The 16153-nt window shown below is 37.7% G+C and carries 18 protein-coding genes and 4 tRNA genes; 3 read left to right on the forward strand and 19 right to left on the reverse strand.

The features are described from left to right. Nucleotides 1–5: 5 nt before the first annotated feature. Together ACIPUA_RS04180 and ACIPUA_RS04185 are read right to left on the reverse strand one after the other, a co-directional pair. Nucleotides 6–779 carry a nucleotidyltransferase domain-containing protein gene (locus ACIPUA_RS04180; RefSeq protein WP_071548001.1) on the reverse strand — a complete coding sequence of 258 codons (774 nt, stop codon included), beginning with the start codon at nt 777–779 and terminating at the stop codon, nt 6–8. Then, entirely contained in the window at nt 760–1989 is a 1230-nt protein-coding gene (locus tag ACIPUA_RS04185) for a nicotinamide mononucleotide deamidase-related protein YfaY (protein WP_166685375.1), read from the reverse strand. Before ACIPUA_RS04185 ends, ACIPUA_RS04180 begins: the two co-directional genes overlap by 20 nt. Nucleotides 1990–2219: 230 nt before the next feature. On the opposite strand from ACIPUA_RS04185, the gene ACIPUA_RS04190 reads away from it, so the two are divergent. Together ACIPUA_RS04190 and ACIPUA_RS04195 are read left to right on the forward strand one after the other, a co-directional pair. Then, nucleotides 2220–2765: a toxin-antitoxin system YwqK family antitoxin gene (locus tag ACIPUA_RS04190; protein ID WP_210855743.1), complete on the forward strand. Its 546-nt coding sequence runs from the start codon at nt 2220–2222 to the stop codon at nt 2763–2765. A 173-nt stretch (nt 2766–2938) separates the two neighbouring features. Next, the gene (locus tag ACIPUA_RS04195) at nt 2939–3406 is read left to right on the forward strand and encodes a YcxB family protein (protein ID WP_449059301.1); all 468 of its coding nucleotides are present in this window, start codon (nt 2939–2941) and stop codon (nt 3404–3406) included. 66 nt (nt 3407–3472) lie between these two features. On the opposite strand, the gene fabV is transcribed toward ACIPUA_RS04195, so the two are convergent. Together fabV and ACIPUA_RS04205 are read right to left on the reverse strand one after the other, a co-directional pair. Next, the gene (gene fabV, locus ACIPUA_RS04200) at nt 3473–4672 is read right to left on the reverse strand and encodes an enoyl-ACP reductase FabV (RefSeq protein WP_042844155.1); all 1200 of its coding nucleotides are present in this window, start codon (nt 4670–4672) and stop codon (nt 3473–3475) included. A gap of 126 nt (nt 4673–4798) precedes the next feature. Beyond that, nucleotides 4799–5113: a DUF1090 family protein gene (locus ACIPUA_RS04205; protein WP_048606937.1), complete on the reverse strand. Its 315-nt coding sequence runs from the start codon at nt 5111–5113 to the stop codon at nt 4799–4801. 163 nt (nt 5114–5276) lie between these two features. Between ACIPUA_RS04205 and ACIPUA_RS04210 the strand changes: the two genes are divergently transcribed. Next, entirely contained in the window at nt 5277–5831 is a 555-nt protein-coding gene (locus ACIPUA_RS04210; protein ID WP_449059302.1) for an SMI1/KNR4 family protein, read from the forward strand. 33 nt (nt 5832–5864) lie between these two features. On the opposite strand, the gene ACIPUA_RS04215 is transcribed toward ACIPUA_RS04210, so the two are convergent. The 15 genes from ACIPUA_RS04215 to ACIPUA_RS04285 form a co-directional block, all read right to left on the reverse strand. Further along, the gene (locus ACIPUA_RS04215; RefSeq protein WP_042844159.1) at nt 5865–6425 is read right to left on the reverse strand and encodes a hypothetical protein; all 561 of its coding nucleotides are present in this window, start codon (nt 6423–6425) and stop codon (nt 5865–5867) included. A 121-nt stretch (nt 6426–6546) separates the two neighbouring features. Then, a complete protein-coding gene (locus ACIPUA_RS04220; protein ID WP_042844161.1) occupies nt 6547–6699 on the reverse strand; it encodes a hypothetical protein in 153 nt (50 codons plus the stop codon). 270 nt (nt 6700–6969) lie between these two features. Then, nucleotides 6970–7056 (reverse strand) — tRNA-Leu (locus tag ACIPUA_RS04225). A 132-nt stretch (nt 7057–7188) separates the two neighbouring features. Continuing rightward, nucleotides 7189–7275 (reverse strand) — tRNA-Leu (locus tag ACIPUA_RS04230). A gap of 6 nt (nt 7276–7281) precedes the next feature. Beyond that, a tRNA-Cys gene (locus ACIPUA_RS04235) sits at nt 7282–7355 on the reverse strand. A 23-nt stretch (nt 7356–7378) separates the two neighbouring features. Next, nucleotides 7379–7454 (reverse strand) — tRNA-Gly (locus ACIPUA_RS04240). A 166-nt stretch (nt 7455–7620) separates the two neighbouring features. Next, on the reverse strand, nt 7621–8169 hold the full coding sequence (pgsA, locus tag ACIPUA_RS04245) for a CDP-diacylglycerol--glycerol-3-phosphate 3-phosphatidyltransferase (RefSeq protein ID WP_042844162.1): 549 nt from the start codon (nt 8167–8169) through the stop codon (nt 7621–7623). 57 nt (nt 8170–8226) lie between these two features. Continuing rightward, nucleotides 8227–10059, reverse strand: coding sequence for an excinuclease ABC subunit UvrC (gene uvrC, locus ACIPUA_RS04250; RefSeq protein ID WP_042844163.1), 1833 nt, complete (start codon nt 10057–10059; stop codon nt 8227–8229). After that, nucleotides 10026–10712: a LuxR C-terminal-related transcriptional regulator gene (locus ACIPUA_RS04255; protein WP_042844164.1), complete on the reverse strand. Its 687-nt coding sequence runs from the start codon at nt 10710–10712 to the stop codon at nt 10026–10028. Before ACIPUA_RS04255 ends, uvrC begins: the two co-directional genes overlap by 34 nt. A 202-nt stretch (nt 10713–10914) precedes the next feature. Further along, complete coding sequence (gene pepT, locus ACIPUA_RS04260) at nt 10915–12147, reverse strand: peptidase T (protein ID WP_042844165.1); 1233 nt, start codon at nt 12145–12147, stop codon at nt 10915–10917. Between the two features lie 63 nt (nt 12148–12210). Beyond that, nucleotides 12211–13764: an AbgT family transporter gene (locus tag ACIPUA_RS04265; protein WP_042844166.1), complete on the reverse strand. Its 1554-nt coding sequence runs from the start codon at nt 13762–13764 to the stop codon at nt 12211–12213. A gap of 292 nt (nt 13765–14056) precedes the next feature. Continuing rightward, nucleotides 14057–14464 (reverse strand): phosphate-starvation-inducible protein PsiE, encoded by a 408-nt coding sequence (gene psiE, locus ACIPUA_RS04270; RefSeq protein WP_370661220.1) that lies wholly within the window; start codon nt 14462–14464, stop codon nt 14057–14059. A 245-nt stretch (nt 14465–14709) separates the two neighbouring features. Further along, nucleotides 14710–15123, reverse strand: a complete 414-nt coding sequence (locus ACIPUA_RS04275; RefSeq protein WP_042844168.1) for a GFA family protein — start codon at nt 15121–15123, stop codon at nt 14710–14712. 97 nt (nt 15124–15220) lie between these two features. Continuing rightward, nucleotides 15221–15481 (reverse strand): hypothetical protein, encoded by a 261-nt coding sequence (locus ACIPUA_RS04280; RefSeq protein ID WP_042844169.1) that lies wholly within the window; start codon nt 15479–15481, stop codon nt 15221–15223. Nucleotides 15482–15706: 225 nt separating this feature from the next. Next, on the reverse strand, nt 15707–16153 hold a 447-nt coding region (locus ACIPUA_RS04285; protein ID WP_449059244.1), incomplete at its 5' end, for a transposase.

A 16153-nucleotide genomic window follows, 5' to 3' on the forward strand; every position in this document is an offset into this window, starting at 1 on the left:
TAAGCTTAACCCGCTATATTTCTTTCATGATCTAACCAATTAATAAAGGCTATTAAATTATCTATAAATTGGTTAGCATCAGCTGAAGGATGTAAACTCTGAGTAAAAAAATAATCTAATCGACTTTTTTGCTCAGGGTATCTACCCGTAAATTTTTGCATATAATCCTTTAAACTACTTGGCCAATCCCGATCAGTATCTAACCTTAATACATCTGTTGAACGTATTAATTTCCTTGCAGCCGCTCTTTGTAATAACTTTAATTCATCGAAATTATTGCAATTTTTTATTTTCTGTATATAGCCATTTAGCACCTCAACAAAATCACCATTCACCGCTTCAGCAATCTGCCGTGAAGGCATAAAAGGATTAAATTGGGTAGACAAATCCGCCCCGCAAATACAACGGCATTGGTGCTTTATCCAATACCCCCAGCTATATAAATTATCTTTATCAATAACTTCAGAGTATAAACCTATATCAAAATCTATTTTACTAACGTTGCTGTACTGAGTGACTAATTGTAGTTGCATTTCAGTTAGCCCAGCATTCTCTTGTACAGTCGCTGGTTGCAATAAAATGACACAAAGGTCGAGATCCGATTGCTGAGGCGTTGCGCTTCCCCTCGCAACGCTTCCATATACATAAACACTATGTAATTTCGTTTTGAATAGCCAAGCGAGTTGCTCCACTGTTTCAGTAATTATTTCCTGAAATTCCGATTGGATTGGAACCTCTTCTAGCATTGGAATATAACCATTAAGATTTAACGTCATCATTTAGCTCATTATCCAGAACCAAAGTCTCAACTTGAACTAACCACTCATAATAACCAATAACTTCTCGAGCATTTAACCAGCGCGACAGCATATCTAACATTAACATGACGCTCACTTCTTGTTTTTCTTTTTGGCTATGATTATTAGGTAAGTAGTGTATCCGCTGTGCATAGCTTCCTGTTGGTGTTGATAGCGCTACATTTAAGTATTGGTCATGATAATCACCAATTGCGAGCCCAATCTGTACGGATTGTTGAGCTGCATTATCTTTGGCTTGTTGCAATAGGCTTATTAAGCTTTGTTCCGACTGCGGAACAATAACTTGACCATGATGCACTAAGATATTAGCCGCATTTAATGTCCAATTTAATAAACCTGCGCTAAATTGTTCACTCAGCGCTATTTGGAGCCCCCTATCTTGTAATTGTTTAGCAATTTTCTGAGCAAAACCTTCCGTCCCCTCAAAAATCATATTATCGCCAACACCTTGTTTAATCGTATGCCAGCATTTCTCCATTTGTTGGCGTCGTGATGCAGGCCCTGTCAGTTTTAATTCAATAATTGGCATTGAAGAACGATATCCAAGCACACAATCATCCGGTAAAGAGATACTATCAAACTGTTTTGCCAAACTACTTTCGCTACGCCCAAAACTAGTTAAACGCAAACAAACTGGCGGTTCCGGTAATGTAAATTTCTCACGTATTTGAGGTAAGATTTGTTCAGTAATCATGACCTTAAATTCTGAAGGAACCCCAGGCGTGAAAAAAAGCACACAATCATTTAGTTTTAATGAAAAACCACAAGCAGTTCCAACGGGGTTATCAATTAATTCTGCATTTTCAGGTAATAATGCCTGCTTGCGATTCGTTTCAGGCATGACTCGCCCTCTCGCAATAAAATAGTTTTCCATAACCGTAACCCACTGTGAGTGTTCTACCAGAGGAACTCCCACAGCTTTAGCCGCTGCTAATGCACTTAAATCATCGCTTGTTGGGCCGAGCCCTCCATTAACAATCAGAATGTCTGCATGTAAGCTGCGTTCAAGAAAAGTAGAGATTAAACTCTCTAAATCATCCCCAACTGTCGTTCTGCTAGATAAAGGAAGCCCTTGCTGAAAGAAATAATCCGCCAACCAAGCCGCATTTGTATCGATTATTTGCCCATGTAAAACTTCATCGCCGGTACTTAACATTTCAACAACTAACATCCATGACTCCCTTTTTTACAAAATCACTTAACTTCATTAAATTACCTTATAATCGTCCTGACTAAAATCAGTTATTTAAAAATGTTCAAATAAACGATAAAAACAAATGCTGGGCTTATAACTAAAAATGAATAAATTAAGATAATTCTCACAACACGCCGTTATAAAAAGGCTATAGTCATATAGTTATTTGAATCAATTATTTTTTCACAGCAAATAATAGGGTTTATATGTTAATGCTAAATCGTTTTAAATCAGTTGTATTATGTTCTCTAGTTTTATTTATCTCAGGGTGCCAACTCGCTACTTCCTCAAAATCAGAATCCAAATTTTCATCCTTAGATGAACTTAAAAATATTGAATTTCCGTCCACAAAAGCACCAAAAGGTATTTCGGATGGGCCATTTGGAATGGAATATGATAATGGTAAACCAGAATTCAAAACATGGATAAAAAAAGGATGTTTCGACAAATACATCAAAACCTATTATGAAAATGGGAATCCAGAATCTGACATTCAACTTAAAGATTGTTTAGTCAACGGAACTGTACGTAATTATCATAAGAATGGGCGTATTGATCTTGAGATGACGGTAAACAAAGGTAAATTATCAGGTCCATTTACAATTTTCCATGATACCGCAAGCAATAAACCTAATATTACAGGTACATTTAATAATGGTGTACTCGTAGGTACAGTAACAGAATTTGATGAAAACGGTACAGTCACTGGCAAAGCCGTCATTCGAAATGGCGAAGTTTTTATAGAACAATAATCACTTAGCTTATTTTTTGAAGAAACTAATCTGATTGTTTATTTTATATAAGCGATCAGATTTACACCACCCACAATTATCGTTACTATCCTCACTATAACCACTCTATAAAACAACCTAAAAACCTGATTATGATAGATCCAATTTCTGTAATACTTAATCGTGCAGATTATATGAAATTCAGTCGTTACAGCCATAAAAACCATTATTTCACTAAAGATAAGACCAATAATTTACCTTTTTTAGTTTTAGTCATGATTTTTGTCGTTGCCTGTGTTTTCACTTTTCGGTATTTTAATGCGACCTTACCAATTATATTCACTTCATTTTTACTAGCAGTACTGCTGTTTATCACTTTTGCATTACGTCTTGTTCAGGTCCTAAATAAAGCAATTCCTGATGATAATGGTTTTTTATTTACTGAACGAGAATATTGTATTGATGAAGAAGGTATACATGAGAAAAGTATCCATGGAACTTCTTTAATAAAATGGAGCGCTGTACAATTTATTAGAACCGATGGTGATTTATTATATCTGTACTTGGATAGAATCTACGCAATTATTATCCCCGCTCGTAGTTTCGCATCAGAACAAACCAGCCAACAATTCATCCAATATGTGAAAAGTAAAATAGATTAATAGATAATATAAAACCCGCATTGATAAATGCGGGTTTTAATCACAGCTTCTATGATATTAAAGCAATTAAATGAGTTCTTTTACTTCAAAGTTAACTTCACCGCTTAAATCAGCATCATAATCAACACCATCTAAGCCGAAACCAAATAAGCGTAAAAATTCAGCTTTATACCCTTGGTAATCTGTTAATTCATTGATGTTATTATCATTAAGCTGCTGCCAAATTTCGCGACATGTACTTTGTACATCATCACGCAGCTCCCAATCATCTAAGCGCAAACGGTGCTTTTCATCTGTTTCAGGTGACGTGCCTGTAAACAATTTAGTTGCGAATAAACGTTGGATTTGTTCGATGCAGCCTTCATGTATCCCCTGCTCTTTCATGATCTTAAATACAATTGAGATATAAAGAGGCATCACAGGAATAGCTGAAGACGCTTGAGTAACGACAGATTTTAATACTGCGACGTACGCAGCCCCACCCTTCGCTTGCAATTTTTGGTTGATTGCATACGCAGCGCGGTCTAAATCTTCTTTAGCTTTACCTAACGTCCCATGCCAGTATATTGGCCAAGTCAAATCTGTACCGATATAAGAATAAGCCACAGACTGTGCATTGTCTGCCAGAACACCGGCTTCATCTAATGCGTTCATCCACAGTTCCCAGTCTTGCCCGCCCATCACCTTAACGGTATCAGCAATTTCTTGTTCATTTGCAGGTTCAACAACGGCTTCAATCAGCACATCTTTGTTGGTATCCAACGCAACTGATTTATACGGTTCACCGATAGGTTTTAACGCAGAACGTACCACTTCACCTGTCTCTGGCATTTTACGAACGGGTGATGCAAGTGAATAAACAACAAGGTCAATTTGGCCTAAATCTTGTTTGATTAAATCAATGACGGTTTGACGGCATTCATTCGAGAAGGCATCACCATTGATGCTTTTTGCATATAGCCCCTCTTCTTTTGCTGCTTTATCAAAACCGGCTGAGTTATACCAACCTGCAGAGCCTGTCTTACTTTCACTGCCTGGTTTTTCAAAAAAAACGCCGATAGTAGCCGCACCGCTGCCAAATGCAGCATTGATACGAGATGCTAGGCCATAACCGGTGGATGCCCCAATAACTAGAACTTTTTTAGGGCCATTTTTCAGCTCGCCGCGTGATTTCACGTAGGCTATTTGCTCACGTACATTGGCTTCACAGCCTGCTGGATGAGCTGTAGTACAGATAAAACCACGAATTTTAGGTTTGATAATCATAATAATTTTTTCTTGGTAGCTAACAATCAGGTTCTAATATACCTGATATTATCCATTTACTTAAGACAGAGTGAGCATAAACATAGTGAACAGACCAGTTTATTTCTCATTTTGCCAATAATGTGTCTATTTTAAGTCGTTCAAAGCTTCAAGAACACGCCTCAGTGAATCCAGTTCTCTCTCAAGCTCACTGGCTTTTCCTCTAGGATAATAATCATATCCCCTTGTTGCTCCTGAATAACTGTCATAACATTTATCACCCAGCTTATGGATTTTTTTCTTTATTTTATAAATTTTATGTTTATTACCATGAGATACAGCACTACGAAACTCTTTCTCTAATTTTATCAGTTTTTTCTCACAACTATAATAACTAGAACCCGCTTGTGACGATAAGGGTATCAACATGACAAATAATGTAAGTAATACGGCTTTTTTCATTATATTTTCTCAGTCTACTTAATAAAATATTTATCATTAGTCCATCACCTAATGATATTTTCATCTACAAGACTTTTCTTAGTTGGAAAACGATCGCAATTTATGTAAAAAATCCGGAAAATAACGCACTTTATATACCCATCAGATTAAGGAGTATTTCACTATGCCCCCAGAACAATTTTATGAACTGATTTGGGAAACTCTGCAGCAAATAAATAAAAAAGATTTTCACGTCGTTGCGGCACATTCACCGACTGAGGAAGCAATTCGTGATTTAGAGAATGTAACAGGCATTACGCTACCCGAAGATTTTTTGCGCTTTTCGCAACGTACTAATGGGCTATGTGTCTTAGCTCAAGAAGACGCTTGGCCAGAAGCAAAGCTGTTTGATGTTGGCCCTGCGTGGACATTTCATCGTGGTTTAGTCATTTTAGGCATCGAAACTGAAGAACTACCTGAGTGGGCAAGTATTAAAACTGCTTATAACAGTCTAAGGGAAATTTATGAGGTTACTGATGTCTTACCATTATTAAAAATCATTGGGGACGACAACCATTACTGGGGAATTAAACAAGATGGTAGCTATGTTGAAGTCTTCGATGGGGAAGCAACTTCTTTAGAATGTCATTTCACTGATATCTACCACGCGGAGATTGAGTCACTTATTCAAAGGCAGAAAGATATGAGCGAGCTGATTAAAAAACGCAAAAGCAAATAAATCTAAGAAGTTGCGTACTTGCTTAGAAGCCGCCTATTGCGGCTTATTTGGAATTAAACTATGAATAACCATAACTGAATAAATAATGTCCTTTTTGTCTTGTATCTTTCTGAAATGGGAGTTACTCACAATCCCGACCATAATTCGCATATCACCTTGTTCATATACTCGCTTAAATGGTGTCGTTTCATCATCTGAGATTTTATCTAAGAAAAACACGTCTCGCTTATAACGTTCAATGGTTTGTTTTGGCAAGCCATATGATTCAAACATTCTCTGGTTAATTTCATCATATTCATTAAGGATCACCATCTGGTCACGACTAGCATTTCCCTGTGCTGAAATTAACATCAATGTATTATTTTCCCGTGAAAATATTAATAAAAAGGGTTTATTATGAAATTCAGGAGAACCTACAACAGAGCATAGCGCCCCGCCTTCTTGAAACCCAGTGCACTGGGTTTCTTTTAACCGTAATTTTTTTAAATCACTTGGTTGTAGCCCCCACTGAAAACCATAAGGGGCACTCTGTTTATTTGTCATGCAACCAGAGGTTAATACAACCAAAATAGAAATCAAAATTCCCTTTATCATTGCTTGTAGCATCCTAATTAAATTATCTCATTGGATACTAACAAAAGTAGTCGATTAATCAAAAGGTAACCTTCCTTTTATCAAAAAGAATAACCTCGCATAATAAAGGTAATTTACAACTTTATGCTTCTTTGTTTTTTCGTTGTTTTGCCTCAGCCATTGCAATTTCTTTCAACCAATCAGCTAATAGCGGCTTTGTTTTCACCGTATCTAATAGCGCTCGTTCGTGTTTAGTTAACCGTACAACGACAACTTCTGTTTTCATGTTAGACATAGTCAGGTCCTCTTTTAAAGTTAGAATACTGACATAAAACACTGGCGGAACGGTCTGACTTACGGTTTTTTACACCAATTTAGTGTTAATTTACATGGCATACCCATGTGCTTTCTTTTGGTGGGTGATATATGAGTGGGAAGCGAAAAATGGCTGAGCAGTTAAAGCATCACGTAACACTAACTTTGTTAAGCCAAAATTTAGATACAAAAAAACCACCTCAAGGTGGTTAAATGTTAAACTTAAAGAGTAACCTCAATTAAGTTTAGATGGTGCCCAGGGCGGGACTTGAACCCGCACAGCCTAAAGGCCGAGGGATTTTAAATCCCTTGTGTCTACCGATTTCACCACCTGGGCCAAATTGTCTTTCTTACAACATCTAGGTAAATTACTCATTTACCCACTAATCAATATATTGTGGTAGACAATATATATTGACCAGTTATAACTTAAAATAAAACACACCATTGAGGCTTGTTTACTTCAAGATGGTGCCCAGGGCGGGACTTGAACCCGCACAGCCTAAAGGCCGAGGGATTTTAAATCCCTTGTGTCTACCGATTTCACCACCTGGGCTAAATTTGGAGGCGCGTCCCGGAGTCGAACCGAGCTACACGGATTTGCAATCCGGTGCATAACCGCTTTGCTAACGCGCCTTATCCTAATTTCTTGCGAAATTTGGAGCGGGAAACGAGACTCGAACTCGCGACCCCGACCTTGGCAAGGTCGTGCTCTACCAACTGAGCTATTCCCGCTTAAAGCTTTACTTTTCAGCTTATGCTTTTCAAACTGGCTGATTTACTTATTTATTTTGGTAAACCATGTTGCCGTTCGATGCGATGCATTCTACTGATTTCACCTTTCGAGTCAATACAATTATTGAAATAATTGGATCGTTCGCTGTTTTTTCAATCATTTCGATCACGCTTCGCTCAAATCAGCCCAAGCAGCCTTTAAATATTGGAACATTGACCAAAATGTTAAGATAGCCGCGATGTACATTAATGCAATTGAAAGGTTTTCAATTAATGGCGTTGGACGCCACAATAGCCCCACTAGTGACATCATTTGTGCTGTCGTCTTAAATTTACCAATCCAAGAAACAGCCACACTGCTACGTTTACCAATTTCAGCCATCCATTCGCGTAAAGAAGAGATGATAATTTCACGAGCAATCATCGTTGCGGCAGGTAAAGTCACATACCAGACATCATAGCTTTCCGTGACTAATACTAATGCCGTAGCAACCATAACCTTATCAGCGACAGGGTCTAAAAACGCACCAAACTTGGTGGTTTGCTTCCATAGCCTTGCTAAAAAGCCATCAAACCAGTCAGTAACCGCCGCGATGACAAAAATAAGCGCGCATGCGAAAGGCCCCCAACTGACAGGGAGATAAAAAGCTAATACAAAGAATGGTATTAGGATGACGCGAAATAATGTCAGCCACGTTGGTATGTTTAATTTCATCACGCTCACTAACTTTTTGACCAAGTTGGATATTATGAATATGTTGCCCTAAGACACTCACTGTTTCAATGCATTATAGATCTTTTCTGCTAGTGCGTATGAGATCGAGGGCACTTTTGCGATTTCTTCTATACTTGCATTACGTAATGGCTGCAAGCCACCCATATATTTTAATAACATCTGTCGGCGTTTCGGCCCAACACCTTCAATCGATTCTAGTGCACTGGTATTCTTTACTTTTGCCCGTCGCTGGCGATGCCCTGTAATTGCATGATTATGTGACTCATCACGAATATGTTGGATCACATGTAATGCTGGCGAATCCGGAGGTAATACAAACCCTTCCCCTTCCGGTTTTAAAAATAATGTTTCCAGTCCTGCTTTACGGTCGGTACCTTTAGCCACCCCGATTAATAACGGGTGGTTTTTATCCCAATCCACCTCAAGTGAAGCAAAAACATCTTTGGCTTGCCCAAGTTGCCCCTTTCCGCCATCAATAAAAATGATATCCGGTACTTTACTTTCATCAATATGTTTACCATACCGACGGGTCAACACTTGATGCATTGCGGCATAATCATCCCCAGGCGTGATCCCAGTAATATTATAACGCCGATATTCTGATTTCACTGGCCCTGTTTTATCAAACACAACGCAAGAAGCGACCGTTTGCTCCCCCATGGTATGAGAGATATCAAAACATTCCATTCGGTTGATCGACGTTAAGTTAACAACTTTCCCAAGTGAATCCAGACGTTGCTGTATTGTTGAGTGTTGAGCTAACCGTGTAGAAAGCGCTATTGATGCATTCGTACGTGCTAATTTCAAATAACGCGCTCTTGCTCCACGTGGTTGGCTTTGAATATTAATTTTTCGCCCTGCTAGTTCAGACAATGATTGTGCTAATAGGTCTTTTTCTGTTAATGCGAAATCAAGCAGAATTTCACCTGGCAAGGTTCGATTTTCGCTGCCTTGTAGATAAAATTGCCCTAAAAATGTTTGGACGACCTCTTCAAGTTGAGTATCTGTTGGCACTTTAGGAAAATAGCTTCGGCTGCCAAGCACTTTACCTTGGCGGATAAAAAGAACATGGACACAAGCCAAACCCGATTCAAAAGAAACGCCGATGACATCGAGGTCATCACTATCACCAGAAACATATTGCTCTTCCGTCACTGCGCGCACCGCTTGAATTTGATCTCGAAAACGAGCAGCCTCTTCAAAACGCAATGCTTGGCTGGCTTGTTCCATTCGTTCAACTAACCCAGCTAGAACTTGTTTATCTTTGCCCGTTAAAAATAGGCGTACATAATCAACTTGTTGCTGATAATCTTCATCAGACACTAACCCTTTTACACAAGGGCCTAAGCAGCGACCAATTTGATATTGCAAACACGGCCTTGAGCGGTTTTTATAAACACTGTCCTCACATTGGCGAATAGGGAACAGTTTCTGCATTAAGGCTAATGTTTCCCTAACCGCGTAAGAACTTGGGAAGGGGCCAAAGTACTCCCCTTTCGCATGTTTAGCGCCTCGATGCATTGAAATACGCGGGTGGGCTTCTTTGCTTAAAAAAAGATAAGGATATGATTTATCGTCTCGTAACAACACGTTATAACGAGGTTGGTATAATTTAATATAGTTATGTTCAAGGAGTAATGCTTCCGTTTCAGTATGGGTCACAGTGACATCAATAGAAGCAATATGCTTAACGAGCTGCTCTGTTTTACGGCTGCCCACATTTTCACGGAAGTAGCTTGATAAGCGTTTTTTAAGATCTTTCGCTTTACCAACATAGATAACAGTGCCCCCAGTGTCATACATTCGATAAACACCCGGTTGATTCGTTACTGTTTTTAAGAACGCTTTTGACTCGAACTGTTCTGCCACTCGGATAAACCCTGTTTTGCTGTAATTAAACCATAACCAATAGCTATATGTGTTAATTCTACATCACTACCGATATTAAGTTTACTAAACATTCTATATCGATAAGTATTTACTGTTTTTGGGCTTAGAGATAGAGCCTCCGCCACGACCTTAATCGGCATACCTTTGGTGATCATCAACATGATTTCGAGTTCACGTCCCGATAATAAATCACATAAATCTTTCTGGTGACTATAATCTAACCGGTGCAGAGCAAGGTCTTGGGCTATATCTGGAGAAATAATTCGGCGCTTTACATTAACCACCCGTATCGCCTCTATCAGGTCTTCTTCTGTGACATGAACACTCAACAAACCAAAAATACCTATATCTAATGCTTTTAAAAAAAAGGCATAATTATTTCTTACATTATAAATAATTATCCCAACATCTGGTTGAGTTCGTCGAAGTGTTTGTAATGTTTTCAATGAATCATATTGTAATTTAACACTACTGATTAAAATAATATTCGCTTTTTGGTTTCGATTCCATGTAATCACTTGCTGAATAGATGGAAATGAAGCGATAGTTTTGTAACGTGAATGCCGAGAAAATATAGCTTCAAAACCGCGAATAGTAATATTATTATCATCAATGATTATAATATTAATCAATTACTCCCCCTGTGTTTATTTAGAGATAACAGTTAGAATAATAAATTAAATAGTTACAAAGTCATATATTCTTTTTCATTTATCTTATTTTAAAGTTAAAAAAACTATAACTACAAAGTATTCACCAAGTAAATAATATTAACTATTCAATAAAAAAGGCCACTTTATAACATGGCCTTTTACGCATAATATCAATACTAAACTATTTTTGCCCAACTAAACGGCAAATAGTCTCTGATACCAAATAACTCTTCTCAAAAGAACTCACAGGTAAAAATTCAAAACAGGAGTGGAAATTGAGTGCCCCTGTGAAATAGTTTGGTGTTAAGATGCCTCGAGCCGATAAAGCAGAGCCATCAGTCCCTCCACGCATAGGGATTACATTTGCTTCAACACCTTGAATTTTCAGTGCATCAAAAATCAAATCGATAGCAGTACGGTCATCCCCTAGAGAATCACTTATATTGCTATAAACATCATCAATTCTAAATTCAATTTTAGCTTTAGGGTGACGGGCTCGGATCAACTCAATACTTTGTTCAATAAAACGCTTACGCGCTTCGTAGCTATTGCGATCAAAATCACGAATAGCCATTTTGATTTTTGCGTTATCGGGGTTTGCTACTAAATCTGTCACATAGAAATACCCTTCGCGCTGTTCCGTATGTTCCGGTGTATCAAAACGATCAAAACAGCCAATAAAATCATGCGCAACACGAATAGGGTTTAATAATACATTCTTAGCTGACATAGGATGCGCAGTAATACCTTTAATTGATACCTCAATAGAGGCCGCATTAAAGGTTTCAAAAACAACTTCACCTAATGCACAACAATCAATAGTGTAAGCAAAATCTACCTGAAAACGGGATAAATCCATGATTTTCGAACCACGTAAACCGATTTCTTCATCAGGTACAAACGCGACATAAATATCCCCGCAATCAAAATCAGCATGTTGCAGTTTATTCATTAATTCCATCACAACGGTAATCGCTGCTTTGTTATCTGCACCAAGTACACTGGTTCCATCACTGAAAATAATATTTTCACCTACATAAGGTGCCGCTTCAGGATGCTCTGCCGTTTTGAACCAGATATTTTCATTGGCATTTAAACATAAGTCTTTCCCCTCATATTTTAATGTCTGTGGTTTAATCACGGGTGATAAGCCAACATCAACGGTATCTAAATGGGTGACGAAGCCGATTTTTGGCGCAGTAGGCTTATTGCCTGGTCGCATCGCATATAATATGGCGTGCTCATCAATATAAATATCTTTTAAGCCGTAACTTTCAAGTTCTTCCGCTAACAGTTTAGCTAATTCACGCTGCCCTTCTGTACTTGGTACAATAGTACTTGCTGCATCACTTTGGCTTTCAATTGCGAGGTAGCGATAAAAACGCTGCTCTAATTGTTTACCTAACTCATTCATTTTATATTCCTTAACTTTTTTATATCTACCCGACATATCAAGTATGTCGGGTATTAAGCCCGCTTATTGTGCAGGGTGCCATGTATAACCACTGTCAAAACCGATTGGGATATCGAATGCCCAGAAAAGATATAACGTACTCGTCAGAATAATTAATAACCCGATGGTAAATGGGATCATCATAGAGCACAACGTCCCTATCCCTGCATTTTTATAGTATTTCTGGCAATACATCAGTATCAAAGGATAGAAAGGGAACATCGGTGTGCTTACGTTCATCGCTGAATCACTCACACGGAACGCAGCTTGGGTTAACTCTGGCGAAATTCCTACTGCCATAAGCATTGGTACTAATACTGGCGCCATAATTGCCCATTTAGATGTCGCTGATGTGATCATGATATTTAATATCGCGGTCAACAAAATAACACCAAAAACAGTCATGCCAGAAGGCATATCTAATGTCCGCAATAATTCAGCACCTGATAGTGCTAATAATGTACCTAAATTAGAATGCTGAAATGAATATAGGAATTGAGCGGCAAAAAAAGCAAAAACAATAAATGGGATCAATGATTTAGTAATGTTTTCCATTGCCTTAACGACATCTCTTGTTGATGTAAAAGATTTCGTCATATACCCATAAACAATCCCTGGTAACGCAAAGAAAATGAATAACAATGGCACAACGATTTGCATGATCGGGGCTTTCGGGCTGGTTAAACTGCCATCAGGGCCACGTAATGGAGAAGAATCTGGCCATAACAACGCAAATAAGCCAATACCTAAAGCAATCAGAACTAACCCTGAAATACGAAAAGCACGATGTTCAACTGCGGTAATCATCCCTAATTTTTTCTCAGAGTCAGTATCAACATCGCTTGAAGTAATCGGGCAATTTTTATTTAACCAAGGCTCAACAATTTTTTCAGTAATAAACCAACAGGTGAAAATAACACCAAATGTTCCACCCAAACTAAAAAAATAGTTACATAGCACATTAACGCTATAACCGGGGGCCAACATTTGTGCGGCATCCTGCGTAAAACTCTGCATAATTGGGTCAATAATAGAAGGCGTATAACTTGCAGTAAATCCACCAGCTAACCCCGCAAAGGCTGCTGCAATACCAGCTAATGGATGACGTCCACTGGCATAGAACATCATAGCAGCAACTGGCATTAGAATGACATAAGCAGAATCAGAGGCAATGTGAGAAACAATACCCACAAAGACCACGGTTGGAGTCAACATTCTTGGGGAAATAAACGATAGCATTTTTTTCAATGCCGTATTAATAAACCCACTACTTTCTGCAATGCCAATACCTAGTGTGGCAACAATTGTTATACCAAGCGGAGGGAAATTAATGAAGTTTTTAACTGCCGCTGTAATAAATAGTATTATTTCCTCATACTGAAACATATTAACAATAGAGATTTTATCTTTTGATATTGGGTGGTAATAATTGAAATCTACAAATGAAAGTAGATAAGATAAAAACCAACATATAATAAGGGCATAAACGAACAGCATGGTAACATCTGGCATAACATTACCGATCCGTTCGACACGGTTTAAAAACCCTTTTTTCTTAGAGAGTGTATTAGTTGTCATATTTACAAGTTACTTATGTTATTAGAATTGGGACTTTATAACAGTAAATAACCTATATTCAAAAGTAAAACACTTTCGTTATTAGTTTTTATAGGATAAACCAGATAAATTCAATTTCATTAATAACATTTAAGTTTATTAGTTTTTAGCTAATTTACCGTATCTTAAATTTTATTAATTTATAGTATGACATCCAATATATATTGCTTAAGTATCCACCAGAATCATCTATAGACAAAAAAGAAATCGAATCTACTCTTTTTTGCCTATGGATAAATTAGCTTAATTAATATTACTCTCGTTTTAGTTTTTCAGTGTTTGCAATAAAAAGGGCAATGACAAGAACCAGAATTGCACCAGCATGCAATAAAGTTGTCATTGGGTCACTATGATCGACAATGATAAGGCGAATGATTGCCGTTATACCGATATAGATAAAATACCTTAGTGGGAAGTGATAACCTGACATAAAATACTTGATTATTAAGGCAATAAACTCAAAATACAGAAAATATATGACAATGCCTTCTAATAATTCATACGCTGTTGCCCCATTGGTACTTCCAAACATCAATGAAGCCATCGTAACGGTTTCTTTTGCTAAAAAGAAAACAAGCACCGCGGCTAATGCTATCAAACCAAGGTTTAATATCCACTGCAGTACCCACGCGATATTGCTAGCGTGACGCATTCCTTTCATACTGTTCATTTATTTTCCCTCAAAACAACCTGCGGATGATTTCAATAATGCAATGCCCGACGACTAATGAGCAATATTTAAACTAACTTGCCGAGGCGAGCCCATGCCCTTAATTATAAATCAAATTTAATGCACACGCATAACATACAAATTAAATTTAACAAAAGAAATAGAAAACAAAATACGAAATGAGGCTTTTTGCCCTGTTGTTTATAGCATATAGTTTAATCCATAAGCTGTGCAACTTAATCCGATACCCCTCCCATTAGTTTTATGATGTCTTGCTCTGTAAGCATAGGGGTTTTTTCAACGAAATTATAATACTTTGGCTTACTTTCAATATAAATCTGCATACTCATTTGCGCATTTTTACTTTCTTCGAATAAAGCTGCGGACACATAATAAGTGGATGGGGAAATTAAGTGATAAAAAAGATGGGTACCGCAATGTTTACAAAATGCTCTTTCTCCCCAAGACGATGAAGCGAATACCGTTATTGCCTCCTTTCCTTCGATAGTTAAATTACTTCCCCCATCAATGCTGAAACCCGGGCCCCCGTTCCATTTTTGACACATACCACAATGACAAACACTAATTTGATCAACAGACTTAGACACGCTGATTGTTACAGCACCGCATAAACATAAACCCTTATACATGTTTTATCCTCATACTGATTGAGATTGTTTTTTTTCGTTATCAATACGGATTTTAGTGATTAGTCATCTTTAAAAACATCATAGATACTTATTTAACTTATATTTCAAACTGCCGTCCAGTAAATCGTTTATCATTCGTGATGCTACGCAACTGGGCACTATCTAACTCTTTAGTTTCACGTTCTGACTCAATATCAGCTTCGTTTTGAGTGATATTTAACACACTGTATTCATAAGCCGTTGTCTTATGTAATGCTAACTCCGTTAATACTGTGTTATCTGCTGCCTGAGCGAATATTGAAGTCCCCGTAAAAAAAATGATTGCAACAAATAGACGTGTTAGTAATGATTTTTTCATAATTCATCCTCCCTTTAACCACAGTTTTAGCGCAAATGCTTGTCAACGAATACAGATTTTAAGTAATTGTTCTCATGATAAGGTAAAGGGATGTCAGGTTTATTTTATTTAAATTTTATTAGCAAAAAGGGAGCAAAAGCTCCCCCTTTAAGTTAGTGAACAAAAAACTATTTAGAGTTCATCATTATTGGTTTTATTTGTCGAATTCACTTTGTCCACTCCCCTTTAATTGAGACACGTTAAATTAGAGTTTTCTAACTGTTGACGATAGGCCTCCGGTGGGAGGTGATTTAAACTTTCATGGGTTCGATTTTGGTTATAATCTTGCAGCCAAAACCACGCTAATTCTCGCACTTGGCTTAATGATTCAAATAAATACGCATTTAAAAACTCTCGACGGAACGAACCATTAAAACGTTCGATAAACCCATTTTGCTGCGGTTTTCCCGGTTGAATATGGCACAGTAAAATTTGGTTATCTTCACAATAATTCAATAAGTTAACTGAAATGAGTTCAGGGCCATTATCGACTCGGATCTGTTTCGGTAACCCTCTTTCGGCTTTTAAACGTTCAAGCACCCTGATGACGCGTTCAGCCGGTAATGACGTATCAACCTCAATCGCCAAGCATTCACGCGTTCCTTCATCAATAATGTTGAGAGTTCTGAAGCG

It is taken from the genome of Providencia sp. AGC89 (assembly GCF_053543535.1).